General features: G+C 71.8%; 26 protein-coding genes. All 26 read left to right on the top strand.

What is annotated here, in order from left to right; all coding sequences use genetic code 11:
* The first annotated feature begins 153 nt into the window (after positions 1-153).
* The 26 genes from ACZ6ZI_RS35560 to ACZ6ZI_RS35435 all read left to right on the top strand — a co-directional run bounded on the left by ACZ6ZI_RS35560 (position 154) and on the right by ACZ6ZI_RS35435 (position 19,379).
* Positions 154-345 carry a DUF5999 family protein gene (locus ACZ6ZI_RS35560; protein WP_469528345.1) on the top strand — a complete coding sequence of 64 codons (192 nt, stop codon included), beginning with the start codon at positions 154-156 and terminating at the stop codon, positions 343-345.
* 102 nt (positions 346-447) lie between these two features.
* Positions 448-810: a hypothetical protein gene (locus tag ACZ6ZI_RS35555; RefSeq protein WP_469528169.1), complete on the top strand. Its 363-nt coding sequence runs from the start codon at positions 448-450 to the stop codon at positions 808-810.
* Positions 811-951: 141 nt separating this feature from the next.
* Entirely contained in the window at positions 952-3,522 is a 2,571-nt protein-coding gene (locus ACZ6ZI_RS35550; protein WP_469528167.1) for a hypothetical protein, read from the top strand.
* 318 nt (positions 3,523-3,840) lie between these two features.
* The gene (locus tag ACZ6ZI_RS35545; RefSeq protein WP_469528164.1) at positions 3,841-4,356 is read left to right on the top strand and encodes a DUF6197 family protein; all 516 of its coding nucleotides are present in this window, start codon (positions 3,841-3,843) and stop codon (positions 4,354-4,356) included.
* A gap of 58 nt (positions 4,357-4,414) precedes the next feature.
* On the top strand, positions 4,415-4,990 hold the full coding sequence (locus ACZ6ZI_RS35540; RefSeq protein ID WP_469528162.1) for a hypothetical protein: 576 nt from the start codon (positions 4,415-4,417) through the stop codon (positions 4,988-4,990).
* A 138-nt stretch (positions 4,991-5,128) separates the two neighbouring features.
* Complete coding sequence (locus ACZ6ZI_RS35535) at positions 5,129-6,976, top strand: hypothetical protein (protein WP_469528159.1); 1,848 nt, start codon at positions 5,129-5,131, stop codon at positions 6,974-6,976.
* A 21-nt stretch (positions 6,977-6,997) separates the two neighbouring features.
* The gene (locus ACZ6ZI_RS35530; RefSeq protein WP_469528157.1) at positions 6,998-7,378 is read left to right on the top strand and encodes a hypothetical protein; all 381 of its coding nucleotides are present in this window, start codon (positions 6,998-7,000) and stop codon (positions 7,376-7,378) included.
* A 100-nt stretch (positions 7,379-7,478) separates the two neighbouring features.
* On the top strand, positions 7,479-9,812 hold the full coding sequence (locus tag ACZ6ZI_RS35525) for a hypothetical protein (RefSeq protein ID WP_469528155.1): 2,334 nt from the start codon (positions 7,479-7,481) through the stop codon (positions 9,810-9,812).
* 91 nt (positions 9,813-9,903) lie between these two features.
* Complete coding sequence (locus ACZ6ZI_RS35520) at positions 9,904-10,110, top strand: hypothetical protein (RefSeq protein WP_469528153.1); 207 nt, start codon at positions 9,904-9,906, stop codon at positions 10,108-10,110.
* Between the two features lie 127 nt (positions 10,111-10,237).
* Positions 10,238-10,837: a hypothetical protein gene (locus ACZ6ZI_RS35515; RefSeq protein ID WP_469528150.1), complete on the top strand. Its 600-nt coding sequence runs from the start codon at positions 10,238-10,240 to the stop codon at positions 10,835-10,837.
* A gap of 512 nt (positions 10,838-11,349) precedes the next feature.
* Positions 11,350-11,931, top strand: coding sequence for a DUF6197 family protein (locus ACZ6ZI_RS35510; RefSeq protein WP_469528342.1), 582 nt, complete (start codon positions 11,350-11,352; stop codon positions 11,929-11,931).
* Between the two features lie 109 nt (positions 11,932-12,040).
* Complete coding sequence (locus ACZ6ZI_RS35505) at positions 12,041-12,580, top strand: hypothetical protein (RefSeq protein ID WP_469528147.1); 540 nt, start codon at positions 12,041-12,043, stop codon at positions 12,578-12,580.
* Positions 12,581-12,590: 10 nt separating this feature from the next.
* Positions 12,591-12,947, top strand: coding sequence for a DUF6919 domain-containing protein (locus ACZ6ZI_RS35500; protein WP_469528145.1), 357 nt, complete (start codon positions 12,591-12,593; stop codon positions 12,945-12,947).
* A gap of 88 nt (positions 12,948-13,035) precedes the next feature.
* Positions 13,036-13,497 (top strand): hypothetical protein, encoded by a 462-nt coding sequence (locus ACZ6ZI_RS35495; protein WP_469528142.1) that lies wholly within the window; start codon positions 13,036-13,038, stop codon positions 13,495-13,497.
* 2 nt (positions 13,498-13,499) lie between these two features.
* Positions 13,500-13,766 (top strand): hypothetical protein, encoded by a 267-nt coding sequence (locus ACZ6ZI_RS35490; RefSeq protein ID WP_469528140.1) that lies wholly within the window; start codon positions 13,500-13,502, stop codon positions 13,764-13,766.
* A gap of 87 nt (positions 13,767-13,853) precedes the next feature.
* Positions 13,854-14,135 carry a hypothetical protein gene (locus ACZ6ZI_RS35485; protein WP_469528137.1) on the top strand — a complete coding sequence of 94 codons (282 nt, stop codon included), beginning with the start codon at positions 13,854-13,856 and terminating at the stop codon, positions 14,133-14,135.
* Positions 14,132-14,602 carry a hypothetical protein gene (locus ACZ6ZI_RS35480; protein ID WP_469528136.1) on the top strand — a complete coding sequence of 157 codons (471 nt, stop codon included), beginning with the start codon at positions 14,132-14,134 and terminating at the stop codon, positions 14,600-14,602. Before ACZ6ZI_RS35485 ends, ACZ6ZI_RS35480 begins: the two co-directional genes overlap by 4 nt.
* Entirely contained in the window at positions 14,599-14,904 is a 306-nt protein-coding gene (locus tag ACZ6ZI_RS35475; protein WP_469528133.1) for a WhiB family transcriptional regulator, read from the top strand. The genes ACZ6ZI_RS35480 and ACZ6ZI_RS35475 overlap by 4 nt, the downstream gene beginning before the upstream one ends.
* Positions 14,904-16,664: a DNA cytosine methyltransferase gene (locus ACZ6ZI_RS35470; RefSeq protein WP_469528129.1), complete on the top strand. Its 1,761-nt coding sequence runs from the start codon at positions 14,904-14,906 to the stop codon at positions 16,662-16,664. The genes ACZ6ZI_RS35475 and ACZ6ZI_RS35470 overlap by 1 nt, the downstream gene beginning before the upstream one ends.
* Positions 16,665-16,789: 125 nt before the next feature.
* The gene (locus ACZ6ZI_RS35465; RefSeq protein ID WP_469528127.1) at positions 16,790-17,581 is read left to right on the top strand and encodes a hypothetical protein; all 792 of its coding nucleotides are present in this window, start codon (positions 16,790-16,792) and stop codon (positions 17,579-17,581) included.
* Between the two features lie 146 nt (positions 17,582-17,727).
* Positions 17,728-17,922 (top strand): hypothetical protein, encoded by a 195-nt coding sequence (locus ACZ6ZI_RS35460; protein WP_469528125.1) that lies wholly within the window; start codon positions 17,728-17,730, stop codon positions 17,920-17,922.
* 124 nt (positions 17,923-18,046) lie between these two features.
* Positions 18,047-18,277 (top strand): hypothetical protein, encoded by a 231-nt coding sequence (locus ACZ6ZI_RS35455; protein ID WP_469528124.1) that lies wholly within the window; start codon positions 18,047-18,049, stop codon positions 18,275-18,277.
* A gap of 100 nt (positions 18,278-18,377) precedes the next feature.
* Positions 18,378-18,599 carry an NUDIX domain-containing protein gene (locus ACZ6ZI_RS35450; RefSeq protein ID WP_469528122.1) on the top strand — a complete coding sequence of 74 codons (222 nt, stop codon included), beginning with the start codon at positions 18,378-18,380 and terminating at the stop codon, positions 18,597-18,599.
* Positions 18,600-18,610: 11 nt separating this feature from the next.
* Complete coding sequence (locus tag ACZ6ZI_RS35445) at positions 18,611-18,754, top strand: hypothetical protein (RefSeq protein WP_469528120.1); 144 nt, start codon at positions 18,611-18,613, stop codon at positions 18,752-18,754.
* A 146-nt stretch (positions 18,755-18,900) separates the two neighbouring features.
* On the top strand, positions 18,901-19,029 hold the full coding sequence (locus ACZ6ZI_RS35440; protein ID WP_469528118.1) for a hypothetical protein: 129 nt from the start codon (positions 18,901-18,903) through the stop codon (positions 19,027-19,029).
* Entirely contained in the window at positions 19,026-19,379 is a 354-nt protein-coding gene (locus tag ACZ6ZI_RS35435) for a hypothetical protein (RefSeq protein WP_469528116.1), read from the top strand. Before ACZ6ZI_RS35440 ends, ACZ6ZI_RS35435 begins: the two co-directional genes overlap by 4 nt.
* Positions 19,380-19,401 lie beyond the last annotated feature (22 nt).

Genomic DNA, 19,401 nt, shown 5'->3' with positions numbered 1-19,401 from the left:
TCACCAGGCCGGTCGCCCGCCCCGCGGGCGGCCGGTCTTCCGCACGCCTCCAGCCCGGGAGAGTCTCGGGCCCGCATCCCCGCAGGAGAGCCCATGCGTACCAGCACCCCGCCCGACACCGCGACGACCGCCGCCAGCCGGCTGCCGACGTGGCTGTGCACGCACAACCCGACCTGCCCGACCGCCGCCAGCCCGGACCGCGAGGCCGCCCGCGTCGTGGCCGCCCACCCGGAACAGGGCTGGAGCCTGCTCTGCAACGCCGTCCTGACCTTCGACGACACCGGTGAGCTGCTCCCCGACGGCCAGGTCGTCGCCCCGCACCGGCCCCTGGCCGCCACGGTCTGACGGCTGCCTGATCCTCCCGCACCGGCCGCCCTTTCGACGGTGGCCGGTGCGGGAGGTGAAGGGGAGCCGGACAGCCCGGACCACCAGGACCGAGGAGTTGCCGTGCGCGACACCGCCCAGAGCACCACCCCCGTCATCGGCTACAAGCGGGGCCAGTACGTCCTCTACCGCAACCCGGAGATGTTCTGGACCGGCCAGGAGGGCCACACCTTCGTCTGCCGCGTCGAGCGGATCTGCGTGGGCGGCGCCACCTACGACCTGACCCCGCTGCCGTCGGGGCGTCAGATCGCCGCCGCGAGCCCCGACTACATGAGGCCGCTGCCGGCCGTCGACGCGATGCGCGACATCGACACCGCCCCGCTGAACACCGACTCGGCCGACGACATGACGGCGGCCGCCATGGCCTGGCTCACCCAGCAGGCCGCGACGGCCAACCGCCGACCGGAACTGCCCGCCCAGCGCTGACCACCTGTTCCACGCAGACGGCCCCCCGAGTCCCCGGCATTTGAGCTGCCGGGGTCCCGGAGGGCCTGGCGACGACCTTACCCACCGCCGCAGATCCACGGTGCCCCTTCGCGGAGGCGCCCGGAAGAGAAAGGACATTCCGTGGCCACCAAGCCCGCCACCCGCCGCCGGCGCCCCGCGGCGAACCCGAAGCCCCGCAACGGGCGCGCCAAGGCCCCGGCGACGCCGGCCTCCGTTCCCGCCCAGGCCGCCGCCTCCGAGGAGACGGCGCCGCTGGTCTTCCCGGAGGCCGACCCGGTCGTGGCCGACGCCGCCGACCGCGCCGCCGACCTCCGGGACCTGGCCGCCGACGACGTCGCGCGGATCCTCGCCGACGGGCAGGCACTCGCCACCGAGCTGCTGGACGGGGCGCGCACCGAGGCGGCCTCGATCACCGAGGCCGCCCACGGCGAGCGATCCCGTCTCCTGGCCGCCGCCGCGACGGACGCCGACCAGGTCCGTACGGAGGCCGCCACCACCGCGGCCGCCGCCGCCGACCAGGTCCGCGCCCAGGCCGACGCCACGGCGCAGCAGCTGCTCGCCGACGCGCGCACGGCGGCCGACGCCGTCACGGCGGCGGCGGCCGGGGAGGCCGACCAGGTCCTCGCCGACGCCAACGCGGCTGCCGAGCAGCTGCTCGCCGCCGCCCACCGCCAGGCGCAGGAGGCCGCCGCCACGGCGGCCGCGCGGGCGGAGCAGGTCCGCACCGAGGCCGCGCAGAGTGCCGCGAAGGACCTCGCCGACGCGGAGACGGTGCGCACCGAGCTGCTGACGGCTGCGGAGCGCACCGCGGCGGACACCCGCACCCGAGCCACCACCGACGCCGACGAGCTCCTGGAGCAGGCGCGCGGCGAGGCGGAGCGGCTGCGTGAGAGCGCGGGCGCCCAGGCCGCGCAGGTGAAGGCCGGGGCGGAGAAGGCGGCTTCCGAGCTGCGTGAGGACGCCGCCCGCGAGCGGGAGGCGTCCCGTGCGGACGCGGCGCGTACGCGGGCGCTGGCCAGGGAGGACATCGGCCGGCTGCGGGCGACGGCGGCCGAGGACGCGGACCGGCTGACCCGCATCGCCCGCGAGGAGGCCGACCGCATTCTGGCCGCCGCTCGCACCAAGCGGGACGCGGACCTCAAGGAAGCCGAGCAGGCCCTGGCGCGGGCCCGGCTGAGGGAAGCGGACGCGGAGGTCACGCTGAAGGCCGCCGACGACTTGGTCGCTGAGGCCGGCGCCCGGATGGCGCGCGCCATGGACCGCACGGAGCGGGCGCTGGAGCGCAAGCGCCTCAAGCTTGAGGCCAAGGGGCAGCGCCGGGACGCGAAGGAGGCCCGCAGGGCGAAGCTGCGGGAGCTGCGGGCCGCGGACCGCGCCGGGAAGCCGTCCGCGGCCGACCGCGTGAAGCAGTTCGTGAAGGTCAACGCGGAGCGGTTGATGGTGATCGGCCCGATCACCGCGCCGATGGCCGTCGCGTGGACGGGCCAGGCCGGGTTCGCCGAGGACATCCTCGGCTGGGTCGTCCCGTTCACCATCCTGTTCGCAGCCGCGTGGGAACTCAGCACGGCGTTCGTGGGCTGGATGTACCACCAGGCCCGCCAGGGCGGCGACGCCGGAACCCTCTACCGCGTCTCCACGTGGATCTTCGCCCTTGGGGCGGCGGTCATGAACTTCTGGCACGCCTCCGGTGAGCCGGTGCCCGGCAGCCGGGTGTGGGACGCGAAGAAGCTGATCTGGTCGGAGCAGATCACCTACTGGCACTTCACGCCGAAGGCGGTTGCCTTCGCCGCCATGTCCATCGTGGGCATGGTGCTGTGGGAGCTGTACGCCTCGCTGATCCACCGCCGCAAGCTCCGTGAGGACGGCAAGGTCGCCAAGGCCCGCCCGTCGATCGGGGCGGTCCGCTGGTTCCGCTACCCGGTCCACAGCTGGACCGCTTGGTCGCTCGCGATCACGGACCCGCGCCTGACCACGCTGGACCGGGCCTGGACCGCAGCGGGCGTGGAGCTCGCGGACCGCAAGGCGGCCCGGACCGGTCTGGCCCTGCACCGGGTCGTCGTCCCCCGCCTTGCGGCCGACGATCACGGACCGGCCGCCATCCCGTCCGTCCTGACCCTGACCCGCATGGACCGGTCCGGACCGCTGGACAGCCTGGCGCCGGTCCGCCCGGTCCAGCCCGGCGGGTATCCGGTCCGGTCCGGTCCGGGCTACCGGAACGCGGTCCACGGTCCGGTCCGGACCGCCGGGGCCACGGACCGGACCGGCGGACCGGCGCTCGCGCTGGAGGCCGGTCCGGCCGGTCCGCAGGGCGCTGACCTGCTGACCGCACCCGGTCCGGACCATGGGTCTCGGGTCGTGCCCGCGGCCCAGGGCCCGGCGGCCAGCAGGGGCGTGACGGTCCGGACCGTCGATGCCGCTCCCGGACCGCAGGAGCCGGACCGCACCGGACCGGCCGACCAGGAGGCCCCGGAGGGCGACTTTGATCCGGGCCGGGGAGAGGACGGCGGTCCGGACCTCACGGTCATCACGCTCACGGACCAGGAGCGGACCGCGCTGGACCGGCTCCGGACCGAGGGGGCGCCGCTGAACCGGACCAACATCGCCAAGGCGGTCCGGACCGAGGGCGGCACCATCGCCACGGACCGCGCCGGACAGATCGCCGTCGCCCTCAAGCAGCACACGGTCCGCTGACCGGACCGCCCGCACCACCGTCCTGCCGCTCATCGTCGCCCCCGGTCCGCGCTCGTCCCCCGAGCGCGGACCGGTGACGGCCACGGCCGGCAGGCCGCTCGCCCGCACCGCGCCCCGAGCGCGGCACAGCGGGCCAGGCACAACCGAGCACCACCCGTCCCGCGCCACCACCGCATCCGTCTCCCCTACACCCAGCTCGGGCACCGCCCCGAGCGGCTGGAGATCCCCGACGCGCGTTCAGGCGCACGAAGGCCCCCCGCTGAAGCGTGATCAGCGGGAGGCCTCGCCTTGTCGACTCACGCAAGAAGGGAGCACAGCATGGCACCCACGACGACCGGGCCCGCCCCGAAGGCCGGGCGCTTCCCCTGTACGACGACCCCGCCGGCGCCCGCGCTGGTACCCCCCGCGGTGATCCCGCCGGCCCTGGAGATCTGGGCGCCCGACCCCCCGACCTGGGGCCAGCGACTGATCCCCAAGGGAGTCCGGTTCGCGATGGCTGACCTAGGGCTCTGGCAGGAGCCGCGCCCCTTGAAGCCGTCGTTCCACCTGGCCCAGGTGATCGAAGTCCTCACCCGCTACGGCTGGTGCCAGGCTTTCGACTTCTCTCCCACCGGACGGATGTGCATCAGAGGTGCCCAGACGTTTCTGGAATCCACCGGGCACGTCACCACGATCGACCGGGGAAAGGCCGTGAATTACCTCCAGTCCCAACTTGCCCGCCAGGGCGTGAACCTGCGGTTCTGGGAGTGGAACGACCTTTCCAGCAACACCTTCCGGGGTGTAGAGGCCACAATTTCGGCGGCCTCCGACATGGCACGTAAGAACGGAGATTGAAATGACACCGGACGAAGAGAAGGCATTCGAAGGAATTCAGGCCGGAATGGCGGCCGGAATGTCCTTTGGGAACAGCAATCCGGACGCCTCCCCGTATGCCGACGAAGGACCGTACGGAACCCCGGTCGTCTACAAGAAGGCCGGTCTGACCCGCCGGGGAAGGGTCGCCATCGCGGTGGCCGGAGTGGCGATCGTCGGCGGCGGAACCATCTGGCTTCAGGCCCATTCGGCGGCCGTCGCGAAAGACGAGAAGGAGGCCGCCGCCCTCCAGATCCAGATGAAGAAGCTGGAGCTGGAGGAAATGAGGATCCGCAACGAGCAGGCGACCAGCGCCAAGAAGGCCGCCACCGACTCCGCCGAGAAGATCCAGGCCGCCGTCGACAAATGCGTGGAGGACTCCTCCACCCAGTTCGACAAGGGGTACGGCTCGCCGCCCAGGAGCGCCGTCGTGGCGGACTGCAAGCAGCAGTACGAGACCGCCGACTTCGGCATGCAGGCTGCCGGCAGCACCCTGGACGCCGGGAACGCGGGGGGCGGCGGCGTGATCAACACCTCCGCCCTGCTGGGTCTCTTCGCCGGCGGCGCCTTGGCCGTCGCGGTGTTCGCACGCAAGGGCAAGAAGACCGACGCGTAGCCACGCACGGTGACTACTTACTCCCTACCTCCCGGCGGAGAGCGCCGCAATCAGACCCCCGTGGACCCTGATCGGCTGCTCTCCGCTTTGGGAGGTAAGGAGTAAGGAACCATCGGTGACACGGAGAGTGAGGAAGTCATGGCGACCGATACGGCGCCCCCGGTCCCCGGGGGACCCCCCGATCCGCCCACTGCGACGGCCGCCCCCGCCGCGCTGGCCACCGGCGCGGACACCGGCATCATGGCCGCCCTGATGGCCGCGGTGGAACCCGCCCGACCGGTCACCGCGGCCGGCGCCGGAGCCCGGCCGGACGGGGACGATCCGGCAGCGAAGGCGGACCCCGACGGAGTGGTCGACCGCTCCTCCCCGGGCGTCACCAGCGAGGCGTTTAAGGCCCCGCAGGACCTGACCGGGGCCGGATCCGACGCGGCCGGTGCCCAGTACAAGGAAGGCGTTCTCAAAACCCTGATCCGGGCGGGCGCGACCCGCTGGGCAAAGGGCGGCGGGACCGCGAACAAGCGCCTGGACCTGGAGAAGGCCAAGGTCAGTGCACACCAGGTGAAAGAGGCGCGGACCACCACGGTCATGAAATCGCCCGGACTTACCACCCGAAACGGCTCCGCAGGGGCCGGTGGAAGCGGTCATAATTCCGGCGGAAGCAGCGGCGGGAATTCGGGCCGCAATTCCACCGCGAACGGTTCCACGGGTACCGGTCGCAGCGGAAGCGGCGGCGGTACCGGAGGCGGCGGGCGCGGCTCGTCCGGCTCGAATGGGAGCGGCGGATCCGGCGGCGGGCGCGGCACCAGCGGAAACGGTGGCGGCGGTTCGCCGAAGGACACCAGCCCCAGGGGACCGAAGGACTCTGGGGGCAAAGGCAAGGACGGCTCCTCGGGAAACGCGGGATCTGCCGGGAAAGCTGGCAAAGACGGAAAGCCGGGTGCCTCCGGAAGTGGCGGCGGATCGGCGTCGGTCGGCTCATCCGGCGGGAATTCCGGCAGCTCGAACGACAAGGCCGACAAGGGAAAGGGCGAGAAGGCCAACCTGACGAAGGGCGGCGGCCAGGGCCCGGGAGGCTCCTCCGGGAGCAGCGGCGGCTCCGGCAAGAACGGCGGCTCCGGGAGCGGTGGCGGCCCCGGTTCGAGCGGTGGCTCCGGCAAGGCCGGTGGCTCCGGCACGAGCGGGGCCGGCCACGGCTCGGACGGGCCCGCCAACCGGACCCCGCTCCAGCGCTCGCGGGAGGTCGGCCACGGCGACGGCTCCGCGGTCCGCAACGCGGTCGACCACGTGAAGGCGTACGCGCAGGGCGCGAAGGACGGCTACCAGGACAAGCGGGAGGAGAACGCCAAGGAGCACGCGCGGCTGGACCAGGCGCGCACCGACCACAAGGCCAAGACGCAGGACCCGAAGCAGGACGACCCGAAGCAGCAGGGGACGGCGGTGACCGGTCCCAGCGGCCAGACGATCGTCATCGCCCCGCCGGAGAACGGAGACGACGGAGTGAGCACGGACGTGAAGCCCCTCCTGGTCAAGGAGATCGACGCGAACACGCTGACCCTGGGCACGGACGGTGCCCGGGGGTCGATCAGCCGCAAGGAGCTGCGCAACTTCAAGCAGTACGAGCGGAAGTTGGAGGCCAAGGAGAACCACCTGATCAAGGTGGCCGATGCGTGCAAGTCGCTGGAGGCCGCGGCGGAGGACGAGGCGAAGGACTGCCAGCAGCTGGCCGACCAGGCCAAGGCCGTCGAAGGCGGGGAGAAGCTGGCCGCGAAGCTGACGAGGCTGGCCGACGCCGCGAAGGCCCAGGCGGCGGAAGCCGCCGAGCTCCACAAGCGCGCGAAGCGGGCGGCGGAGATGTGCAAGGTCGTCCTGACCAACATCTCGACCCGCTACGCGCCGCTGTACAAGGCCGTGGTCGACAGCGACGAGACCAAGCCGGCCGAGCTGCGCTTCTACAACGACAAGGGCTCCTACGCGCCCGCCGCGTAGCACCAGGAGGTACAGAAGATCATGGCGGAGCTGACGTACAAGGTCCTGGTCCGGAAGGTCCAGGCGAAGGAGAAGGCCCTGGCCCGCAACGCGGAGGGCGTCAAGCAGGCCGCGGAGAACATCAAGGAGCTGGCCGACGACACCGCCTCCGACGCGGACGCGCTGGGCGCCAAGAGCATGGACCGCGACTCCCTGGCGGAGTGCCAGGAACTCGCGAAGGTCATCCGCGGGGTGTCGGAGGGCGCGCTCACCTATGCGTCGAAGACGTCCAACACCGCGAAGGCCGCGAAGGCGGCCGGGGAGCAGGCTCGCACCACCCACGCCGGGTTCCAGGAAGCGTTCGACCGCTCCGACGTGACGGACCTGCAGAAGGTCAGCCGCGACTGGTTCGAGCAGGAATAGCACCACCCACCACCACCGGCGCGGCCGGCCCCGGGGATCGCATCCCTGCGGGCCGGCCGCGCCCTTGTGAACACCCCATGCCCAGACAGGAGTCGCCCCGATGTCCACCATGACCAAGACCGTGCCGAACGCGGAGCCTGCGGAGCGCGCCGCCGCGGCGCTCCAGGTAGCCCTCCCCGTCGGGGTGGGCATCCTGGCCCCCTTCCTGGACCCGAACGCCGCGGTCTACGTGGGCGCCGGCTTCGCGGCCGGTGCGACGTTCGCCGGGGCGAACTACATGGGCCGGTTGGGCCGCTGGGCGGACCAGCTGCCCGGGATCGACATCGCGCGGGCGCACCGCGACACCATGGGGATCGCCACGATCACCACCGGCATGGGCCTGGCCCTGGGCCAGTTGGGCGGAGTCGAGGCGTCCGAGGCGCTGATGGCCGGCGTCTTCGAGCCGACCACCGTGCCCGGGATCCTGTCGCTGGGCTGGTGGGCCGCGGTCGTCTTCACCGGCTGGCGCCTGCGCCGCGTCTTCGGCCGACGGAAGATCGTGGTGCAGCAGGCGCAGCCGACCGGGCAGGCCGCCCCCGCCAGCACCGGCGCCCCGGCTGCGGTGTCCCTGGCCGACAAGATGATCGAGGCCTGGGGGCGCGTGATCAGCGACCCCAAGAACGGCCGCCACCGCAACCAGGTCCTCTCGGACGTCGTGATCTACGCCGACCGTTGGGAGGGACGGATCACCGCCGCCCTGGGCGACTCCGTCAACGTGTCCAAGGAGGCCGTGAGCAGCCTCTTCGGCCGCTCCGTCGACGACATCACCATGAAGTACGGCGCGCACTCCGGGGAAGCGTTCATCACCGTCTGGTACACCCAGCGCCCGGAGCTGGACCCCTCTACCCTCCAAGGCGCCTGGAAGCGCGTGCGGGCCCGGGTCCTCCCGAAGACCCACCTGGAAGAGGTCGGCAAGGACGAGAACTCCGGCGGCCAGGTGGCGCGCGTCGTGGCCGACGACGACCTGGACGCACTCCCCCGCGTCGTCAACCTCGGTGAGCTGGCCGGAGCGCTACGCCGCTCCATCGACCTCGTCTCCTACGAGCCGGGACGGCGCAACCCCCGGCGCGCGATCATCCGCGTCATGGACCACAACCCGCTGGAGGCCGGCCACGACTTCCAGGGCCTGGACTCCCTGAAGGCCACTCCGGGCGGCTGGGTCAACATCGGGAAGATCGTCTCCGGGTTCCCCGCCAGGATCCAGCTCTTCGACCCGAAGCTGGGTGCCCTCCACGTCGTGATCGCCGGTACCACCGGATCCGGCAAGGGCGGCACGGGCCAGATGATTAGCCTGGCCTACCACGCCAACAAGATGGCCCAGATCTACGGCGACCCCAAGGGCGCCAGCAACCCCGCGATCCCGAAGATGGCCGCGTACGCAGGCTTGACGAAGTACGGCGCCCTGGGCGCCATGCGGATCTCCTGGTGGGTCCTCCAGCACCGGATCGAGGAGGCCGCCCGCCTGGACCTGAAGAACTTCGAGCCCTCCGACATGAGGCCCTACTGCGCCACCCTGCTGGACGAGGCCGCTCAGATGCTGGCCCCGGGCGCACCCAACCGCAAGGAAGCGGTGAAGATCGTCAAGGACGGCGCATCCCTGACCCGCTCCCTGGGCATGCCCTGGGTTCTGATCAACCAGACCGTCAACCTCGACCAGCTGGGCGGCGAGCAGGCGATCCGCGCCAACCTCCTGGCCGGAGGCACCTGGATCATCCTGCGCACCGACAGCGACCAGGTGAACCTGGGCGACCTGCCCCCCGGTTTCGAGGGGATCGACCCCTCCCTGATCCCGCCGGTGTGGGTGGAGGAGGACGACTCGTTGGTGTACGACCCGACCATGACGGAGTCGGACCCGCGCCGCACCTTCGGCCTGGGCTACGTCGCCGCGCCGGGCGGTCGCGCGGGCATGATGCGCATCGACACCCTGGAGGACGCCACCGAGCACATCCGGCCGGAGACCATCATGGCCCCGGTCGACGTCCCCTGGTGGGGCGACCAGTCGCACATGGAGATGCTGGCCGAGAGCCCCATCCCCGGCTTCGAGGAGACGGACGGCGAAGGCGGCACCGGCGAGGTCGGGACGTCGTTCGCCGGCGTCGACCTCCCCAAGCCGAAGGAGCTGACGTCCGAGGAGAAGGTCCTGGCCGCCCTCCGTGACGAGTCCGACCCCATGTACGTCGACATGCTCGACGAGGGCGACGAGATCGACCCCGACGACATCGACTACGTGGAGCGGGGCCAGCTGCAGGCTGCCTGCGGGGTCGGCGAGTCGACCTTCGCGAACGTCCTGAACAAGCTGGAGAAGGCAGGAAGGATCCACCGGGTCAAGGAAGGCAAGACCTCGAAGGTGGCCCTGGGCGCCCGGCCGGACGGGTCGAGCGGCCAGGCCTCCTGACCCGCCGGCGCGCTTCCCGCCCGAGGAGAAGGGCGAGGCGGTCCCGGCGCCGAAGGTCCCGTCCTTCGCCAAGTACCGCGCCGCGTACGGCATGCCCGCCCCGGCCAAGGGACCGGCGTGCCTGGCCTGCGAGGACAAGGGGCGGATCGTCGCCCCGGGCCTGGACATCACGTGCACTGAGTGCGCGGGCCCGGACGCCGCTGCCCTGGCCACCGCCGAGCGCAAGGCCGCCTGGGCCCGCGCCGGACGGCCGCCCGGCAAGTTCAGCTCCGGCGGCGTGACCAGCGCCGACGCGTAGGCGGGGAGAGGCCGCAAACCTGAATGCATTCCCTTGAAATGCATTCACTGAAGATGCATAGTGGAGTCACGCAAGATCCCGGGCGGCAAACCCCGGACATCCACACCCGCCCCGAAGGAGCCCCACCGTGACCCACATCCTGGTCCACCCCGTCGAGACCGCCCGCCCGAAGTCCCTGGAGAACCGCCCGGTCCGGGCCGCACGCGCCCGGCGCGCCGGCGTCAAGGCCCTGTCCGCCGTCATCCGGTACGACGGCATCGTGATCGTCGCTGGCCTGGCCATCGTCGGCTTCGACGCGATCGTCAACAACGAGGGTCCGCTCGCGAACCTGAGCGCCCCGGGTGCCGTTCTCACCGCGCTCGCCCTGATCGGTGCCCTCTATGTCATCGACGCCGCCGCCAAGGAACTCATCGACTGGATCAACCCGGACCGCTGGGACGGCGACAGCACCTACGCCCTGGCGGAGGAGCTCGGCCTGATCCGCGACGACCTCGACTCCGGCGCCAACCCGGAGGAGATCCAGCACAGCCTGACCAGCAGCGGACTGCTGGAGACGGCCGGCACCCTCACGTGCAGGCTCGCCGTCGCCTTCGCCGAGCAGGGCCAGGAGGACCAGGCCCAGCGCCTGATCGCGTCCACCCTTCACCTGCGCAAGGCCGACCAGGTCATCGGGCACGGCCGGGCCGGCGACGAGGCGGCCGGCGACACCCGCGAGGATCTGCAGTAGAGGCACCCCGGGGACGGCGGCCAGGTCGCCAAACTCAGCCCGCCGTCCCCGGGTCTCCCAATCAGCTCCAACCGGAGCAGGAGGGCCGGACCAATCGTCCCTCACGACCGCGAGGAGCCCAAATGACACCCCGCCGCGCTACGCAGCCCAGCACGCCGGCAGAACTCAGAGCCGCCGTAAGGATTGCCCAGGCCGAACGCGACAACGCCGTACTCGCCGCCGAGACGGATTTCTGGCAGCGGATGGGCGAGCTCAGCAAGAGCTACCACGGCGCCCAGCAGGACGTCGCCGACGCCGTGGGGCGCAAGCGCGACTACGTCTACAAGAACGTGCGCAAGTACACCACCTGATCCACCGTCTCCGGGGCCGGCCGCCAGGTCGCCAACACTCAGCAGGCCGCCCCCGGAGCTCCCCAACCGCCCGTCCCGCAGCAGGCAGGAAGGCTTCGCCATGCCCGCAACCGCAGCACCGCCACCTTCGGCACCCAGGCTCCCGACACGAGCACCCGCCTCCTGGCCGACGAGGTCGAAGCCTGGCTCAAGAGGACCACCCCGCCCGCGGCGGCCACGCCCGAGACCCCCACGCCCGAGGCCGCGTTCGACATCCCGGCCCTGGTCGCCGCAGGCCTCGACGAGGTCGAGCGCAACGAACGGGCTGCCGCCGCCCAGGCCGCCGCCCGGTCCTTCCTGTTCGACCGGATCACCCGCCGCCATCAGCGGCCGATCACCCGGGCCAGCGTCCACCTTCGGCGTGCCGCGGCCGCGCTGGCCACCGCCGGCTGGTGCCGCGGGGAACTGCGGGACACCACCGGCCGCCACTGCATCCTCGGCGCCCTCATGGCTGCCCCGGCCGACGCCGATACCGCCGGCCGCTCCCACATCTACATCCGCTCCGCGATGACCGAACCGGCCGTGTGCGCCGAGCCGGCGCCCGCCTACCGCGCCCGCCTGGAGGCGCAGTGGCGCAGCGAAGGCCGCGATCCCCGGTCCCTGCGCCGCCAGTTCGACATCGCCGTGCACGACAACATCGCCGCCCCGACCGTCGGCGCCGTCCTCGACCTCCTCCAGCGGGCCGCCGACCTCGCCGGGGACTGACGGCAGGTGAGGGAACCCACTAGACGAAGTGATGAATCGTGGTTATAGTTTTGTTGTGGGGGTCGGGTTGCTCTCCTCACCCCCCGAACTCTCCCCTGAAGGGACCGCCATGCTGCGCATCTCCACCAAGCACTTCCTCTTCGGAGGTGGCCGCCTCAGCAACTACGCCAAGGCCATCGCCCCCGACGCCGAGAAGATCGTCCGCGGTAAGTTCGGCGCCCTGCCGGCCGTCCACCTGGTCCTCAACGGTGACACCAGCCGAGTGGACCACCTGGTGAACACCATCGAGGCCCAGCTCCTCACCGGCATCAACCCCACGCAGGTCAACGCCGTCAGCCGCCCCGACCGCCACTCCCGCAGTGCGTTCGGCCAGACGACCCTTGACCGCGACGGCGTGCTGATCGTCCTCCAGATCCCCAACATGCGCCATGAGCGCGACGTCCGCGAAACCCTCGTGCACGAGCTCGTTCACGCCCACCAGCTCGGCGACCGCTCCGCCCGCGGGCTTCACCACAAGTACCTGGGGCACGTCTGGGGCCAGCAGCCCATGAAGCCCACCACCCTCACCGCCTACGAGCTGCTGATCGAGCAGCGCGAGATCGAGGCCTACGACGCCGAAAACCTGGCCGACCAGCTCAGATCCCCATAGGAGGACCGCCATGAAGAACCGACTGCCCTGGCCGAGTCGGGCGGACCGTCGCCTCTGGCGCGCCGCCACCACTTTCTCCGACCTCGGCGAGCTGACCGCCCGCTGGCTCGAAGGCGACATCCGCTCCTGCGCCGGGAACATGCCGAACTACGGGCCGAACGAGGAGGTCCTTCCCCTCATCGGCCGCCTGGCCGCCGCCAACCGGGCCGGATTCCTCACCGACGACTCCCAGCCCGGCCACGACGCCGCCGACTACGCCGGCAACCGCTGGGAGCAGCGCGCCGCCGTCACCGGATTCGTCGCCGACCCCCGCCTCGTCGACTTCCTCGAAGAAGCCCTGCACCAGCCGAGCACAGCCCACCGCTGACGGGCCCCCGCGGCGCCCGGCCCCACCTTCCGAGGACCGGGCACCGCCGAGGACCGGACCAGCCGGCCCACCACGAGACGGAGAACCGATGACCTCCACCACCGTCCCCGACCCCACCGCCGTGCTCGCCGACATCAGGCGCCGCGCCGCCGCCGGCACGCTTCCGCTCACCGTCCCGACGCTCCAGATCATCGGCGCCACCATGGTGATCGAAGCGCGCCTGGCCGCCGCCGAGGCCCTTTTCCCCGGCATCACCCACATCACGGACGACAAGCCGGCCACCCTCGCCGTCTACAACGTCACCCGCCACGGCGTCTCCCTCGGCACCTACGCCACCCGGGAGGCGGCCCGGGCCAAGGGCGAGGCCGCCCTGAAGCGCTGCCCCCTCCCCGAGGACATCCACACCACCTGGGCGCCGGACAACGGCGACGAGCACGCCCCCGAGGACCTGATGACCTTCGGCCCCGGCCCGGACGACGAGTCCGTCACCAGCATCCGCATCACCGTGCAGACCGTCCTCGTCGACTACGACCCGGAAGCCGAGGGCTGACGATGCACCAGGTCATGTGGGAGGTCGACGTCCCGATAGAGCGCGCTGGCACCGGTGAGCGGGGCGTGCACATCTTCACGGGCCTGGCCGAGAGCGGCCGCGACGCCCGAAAGGCCGCGCAGCGCGCCTGGGAGACGGCCCTCCTCCACACCCTGGCCGGCCGGGACGTCCCCGCCGCCGCCCACCGCACCGACTGGTCCGCCCGCGGACTGCGCCCCGGCTGGTACCTGCGCTGGGACCAGGCCACGCACAAGGGCATCGACCGATAGCTCCACCCCGGGACGGCCGTCAAGGCCTGAGAAACCGCCGGCCGCCCCGGGCCCCTCACCCGCCAAGACGGAAGAGAGACCACCATCATGCACGCCACCCGCCACAAGCAGCACCACACCTCCACTCCCCGCAGGCTGACCATCGCCGGCCGCATCCTCAAGCCCGTGGCCAAGGCCAACCCCCTGCTCGCCGACCACGCGTTCGTCTGCGGCCGCTGCGCCGTCGCCTGGCGCGGCGACGAGGCCGACTGCGGGAGCTGCGGCCTGCCCGCCACCTTCTCCTCCCACCACCACGGCTCCGCCCTCCACCACCACCTCGCCCCCACCAAGATCTCCCGCACCCTCGCCCCGACGGGAGCGGCGTCGTGACCTGCCTCGCCTCCCTGACCTGGCTGATCGGCACCCAGGCCCTCAGCGACCACATCGTGGCCCACGTCAAAGAACTCGTCGATGCCGGAACCGAGTACGCGCAGGCCTGCGCCGCGGTCACCGACGCCGCCGACGCCGGCGAAGCCTGGGCCGTTGCCGCCACCCGCCAGACCTGGGAGCGCCGAGCGGACACCGACGAAAACGACGCCCCCGTCCGGCGCCTCTACGTCCTGGAGCGCACCGGGGACACCATCGTGGTCGCCGACCTCGACCTCGACGAGGACCCCCAGGCCAACCAGACCGGCGGCCTGCAACCGCAGCACTCTCGCCTCGGAGACGAGGAGCAGGGTGCCGTGGTGGGCGTCGACCTGCTGAACCTGTACGCCCTGACGGCCTGGAAGCCGTTCGAACACCTGCTGCCCACCGCCGCCGTCCCGGCGGCCGGGACCACGGGGGTGGGGGAGTGAGCACCACCGACCTCGCCCCCTGGCCGCGGCTGACCGGCGACGAGCCGTGCCGGGCGCCCGGGGCCGACCCCGAGGACTGGACCGGGAACACCCCTACTCGGCGCAGGAAGGGCCCGGAGGCCTGCCTCAGCCAGTGCCCCGAGTTCGTGCGCGAGCAGTGCCTCGCCTGGGCCCTGGACCACCCGAGCCGCGCCGGAGCCGCGATCTGGGCCGGCATCACCCTCCGCGACCGACGCCAGCTCCGCGAGGAGCGCGCCCGGTGCGGCGCCGGCGCGAGCCGCGCGGAAGGGAGCGCTGCCTGATGGCTCAGCCGTCCCGGAAGCTCCCCCGCACCGCCACACACCGGCCAGCCACGCGGCGGCGCCGGTTCCGGCACGACGAGTACGTCGCCGTCGACCTGTTCTCCGGCTTCGGAGGTCTGACCGAAGGCATCAAGCGCGCCGGATTCACCACGATCATGGCGGCGAACCACAACCCTTACAAGGTCGAGGTCCACGAGGCGAACCACCCCGATGCCGAGCACTGGATCGCCGACCTGGTCGACCCCGCGGCGGCCGACTACCACTCCGCTCGCGACCTCCCGCCGGCCGACCTCCTGGCCGCAGGGGTGAGCTGCGTCAACCACTCGCAGGCCAACACGGTCAGGGCCTACGAGCACGGCATGACCCTCTTCGAGCTCGCGGACCCCGACTACGAGGCGCGCGTAACCCGCTCGGAGCGGGACCGTGCGACCGCGAACTGCGTCCTGCACTACGCCGCCCAACACCACCCCCGCCTCATCCTCGTCGAGTGCACCACCGAGCTCACCTCCTGGGGCCACGCCGTGCCGGGCCGTGCCAAGGTCGGCGACGGCACCACCTACCGGTGGTGGCTCAAGCAGTTCGACCTGCTGAACTACGACCACAAGGTGCTCTACCTGAACAGTCAGTTCTTCGGCGTTCCGCAGTCCCGCGACCGGCTCTACATCGCCCTCTGGGACCGGTCCCTGCCCGCCCCCGACCTGGAACACCGGCCCGTCTCCCGCTGCCACCACTGCGACCGTGACGTCAAGGCGGTGTGGACGTGGCGCACCGGCATCCCGCCGACCGGGTCGGTGCGCTACGGCAAGCAGTACGAGTACCGGTGCCCCTCCTGCCACCGGGCGGTCGTCCCGCCGATGACACCCTCGCTGGCTGCACTCGACCTCACCGACCTCGGCACGCGAATCGGAGACCGCGCCAGGCCGCTCGCCGCATCGACGATGGCGCGCGCCGAGCGCTGCCGTCAGCGGTTCGCGGAATTCCCCGCAGTGCTGACTCCAACCAAGGCCGCGCACGGATTCGGGCGGCATCCCTGGCCGTCGATGGTCACGCAGGCCGATCAGCACGTCCGACCGAACACGAATTCCGGCGCCAGCATGGCCACCATGTGGAACGCCACCGAGCGGCCCACGTCCAGCTGCCGGACCCCCCACGGCCTCGGTCAGACGCTGTGGGCGCCGGCCACCGACACCACGAGCCCGACCACCGCGCCGATCGCCCTCGCGATCGACAACTACCAGGGCGGCCCGCGCGGTGCCACCACCCCGCTGCCCACCCAGGTCGGCTCGGAGACCCTCGCCATCGTGTCCTCCGGGATCATCCCCTTCCGGCAGCACACCGTGCCCACCGTGCACGGCGAAGCGATGCCGACCGTGACCTCCGACCAGATCCCCGGGCTGCTCACGGCTGCCTGGGACAGGCAGAAGCGGCCGGCTGCGACACGGACCGTGCCGCCCCCGCCGACCGACCCACTCGGTGCTCTCACCGCGCTCGACACCACCGCGCTGCTCATGGCCGAGTGGCGCGCCGCACTCGCCGAACTGCCCTTGGAACAGTGCTTCTTCCGCATGATGCGTGACTACGAAGTCGGCCGCGGCTGCGGCTTCGACGTCCCCTTCGCCGACCGCCACGGCACCTTCAAGGTCTGGGGCTCCGCCCGCGACCAGGTCGACGGGTACGGCAACGCCGTCTCCCCGCAGGTCGGCGAATGGATCGGCACCCGCCTCCGAGCCTGCCTCCACTCCGGCCAGGTCGACGCCTGAACACCCCTCACACCAAGCTCCAGCCGTCCTCGGAGCGATCACCTGAACTGCGGGCATGCACCCCCGGGCCCGCCATCCCACCCGCCCGGCGCCGACCGCGCCCGCCCATCTTGAAGGAGCAGAAAATGCCGATGAACCCCGAACACCACCGAGACCTCCAGGCCGCTGGCCTCATCGCGGCCGCCTCCGACCGGCTGCTCAACCCCTTCGACACCTCCACCGACCGGCCCAAGGTCGTCACCCTCTGCGGTTCCACCCGCTTCTGGCGCGAGCTCGCCGAGGCCAACTTCCGTGAGACGGTCGCCGGTCACGCCGTTCTGGCCCCTGGCTGCGACATGAAGAAGGCCCATCCGCTGTGGGAGGAGCCCGCGGCCGCCGAGGAGCTCAAGACGGCGCTCGACGCGCTGCACCGCTGGAAGATCCGGGCCTGCGACGAGATCCTGGTCGTCAACGTCGACGGCTACGTCGGCGACTCCACCCGCGCCGAAATCGCGTACGCGCACCAGCTCGGCCGGCCCGTCCGCTACACCGACCCGGTCGGCCACGCCGTCGTCCTTGACCGGCCCGGACTGGACCCGGTACGGATCGGCCCGTACGAACACGAGAGCCGAGCCGAGGAGATCGCCGCGGGCCTGCGCCGGCAGCTGCACCACACATCGCACGTGAAGGGCACCGTCATTACCACCGGCGCCTTCCGCCCCGACCTCGACCACCTCGACCCGAAGGTCCCGAGGGACCCGTACGCGCTGGCCGCCGCCATGGACGACGACCCCGACGGCGACGGCACCGGCCGCAACTTTCCCGACCTCTTCGCCCGCCTGTGCGCCCAGGAGTCGGAGGCGCACGCGAGCGACCTGTGGAAGAGGGCCTGTTCGGCATACGACGACATGCTGCGGGCCGGCCTCGACGACGAGTAGGCCCCTGGGCCGCCTGCTCCATACCGGGCGGGCGGCACCCACGGTTGGCAATTTTTAGTTGGCCAAGTTTGTATTGACGTGCCAATTCGGACTTGGCATTCTTGGGTGTGGGCAAGACCCGCACCGACGACCGGAGGCATCGAACCATGGAGCTGACCCAGCGGTTACCGCAGGCCGCCCCCACCGAGGTGCTCGCCGAGATGGGCAGGACCGACGCCAAGGCGTCGGCGCTCCTGACCGTCCTCAGCCTCCCCCTCGCCCTTCAGCACCCCGACCGCGTCGGACCCATCCTCGACATCGCCCTCGCGCACGCCTGCAAGCCCCGGCCCAAGGCGCTCTGACCCCCCGGGACGGGCGGCACGCCGGCTACCAACCAGGCCGCCCCGCCCCGGGCCAGCCCAACCCGTTCTCAACCGGAGCACGGGGCAGCTACATCGTCCCTCAACCGTCACGGAGCTGATCACCATGACCCCCACCAGACCCGACACCCCCGAGGCCACCGCCGCCAAGGCCCGCCTCGACAAGGCCGCCGAGGCCCGCGACAAGGCCATCGAGACCACCCACCGCGCCTACTGGGCCGCGGTCAAGGCCGAGATGGACGCCAAGAACCTGACCCAGAAAGCCGTTGCCGAGCACCTCGACTTCAGCCGCGAGCACGTCCGCAACCAGGTCAACCGCTACACCGCCGACCAGTAGGCCGGCGCCGCAGATCCCGGGGACGGCCGCAGCATCGGCCAAGAGGCACGGCCGCCCCCGGGGCTCCCCGTCCAGAGCGGAACCGAGGAGAACACTCATCATGGACCACCGCGCCTCGACCTTCGCCGCCGCCACCGACAGCGAGACCGAGCCCATCTACACCGCCGACGTGGTGGCCCTGACGCCCGGAGGGGATGTTCTGCTCGTCGAGCGCAGCAGGCCGCCCTTCGAAAGGGCCTGGGCGCTCCCCGGCGGCCGAGTCGAAGCCAAAGAAGCGCCGTTCGTGGCCGCCGCCCGCGAACTGGCCGCGGCGCGTACGTGACCTTCGCGTACATGGTCATCGTCCCCGACGGCACGGCAGTCGTTGCCGGGGGCGACGCCCGCACCGCCTGCTGGTGGCCGGTGACGAACCTGCCGGAGAAGCTGGCCTTCGACCACGCCGACATCATCGGCGCTGCCGTGACTCCGAACTCCTGAGGCAGGCCGGCACCCGGGTGCTACACGGCTGGGCCGGACCCGTATCACCCCAGCGGCCGGCCCGGCCGAACCCCTCACCGCCCCCGACCGCGTAACCGCAGGTCCGGGGCGGCTGTCTACCACCAGCCGATCATGCAAATGATTAGTTGGCCAAGTTCATGCTGACGCGCCAACTCGAAGTTGGCGTTCTTGTGGGGTCGGGCCACCCGGGTCTGCACACCGGTCCCGGCACCCTCCAGTTCAGCACCGCCCCCAACTCCGAGGAGTCGCAGTGACCGAGAAGATCCCCGCTTCGCACCGCCTCGCCCAGATCACCGGCATCGAGACCCCCACCCGCACCAGCCTCACCGCCGACGGGGGAGACCTCGCCGACCTCGCCCCGGCCGCAGCGGCCGCGCTCCGGCTGCTCGCCGACGCCATCACCCGCGGCCACGCCAACCAGGACGACATCGTCCAGGCCCTAAAGGACGCGGGAGTCCACGACGCCTTCGCCGACGTCCTGGCGGCCGCCGCCCAGGCCGTGATGGGGGAGAGCGAGGACCCCTACGACATCGACTACAGCCTCCCCGCCGACAACCTCAGCGGAGCGGCCAGCGAGATCCGCGGCATCTTCCGCTGGATCTGACCACCTCGCACGAGACCCGATC

The sequence above is a fragment of the Streptomyces sp. NPDC103540 genome, assembly GCF_055584445.1.
The sequence above is the reverse complement of the archived record's forward strand: the minus strand, read 5'-3'. Positions and strand labels throughout refer to the sequence as shown.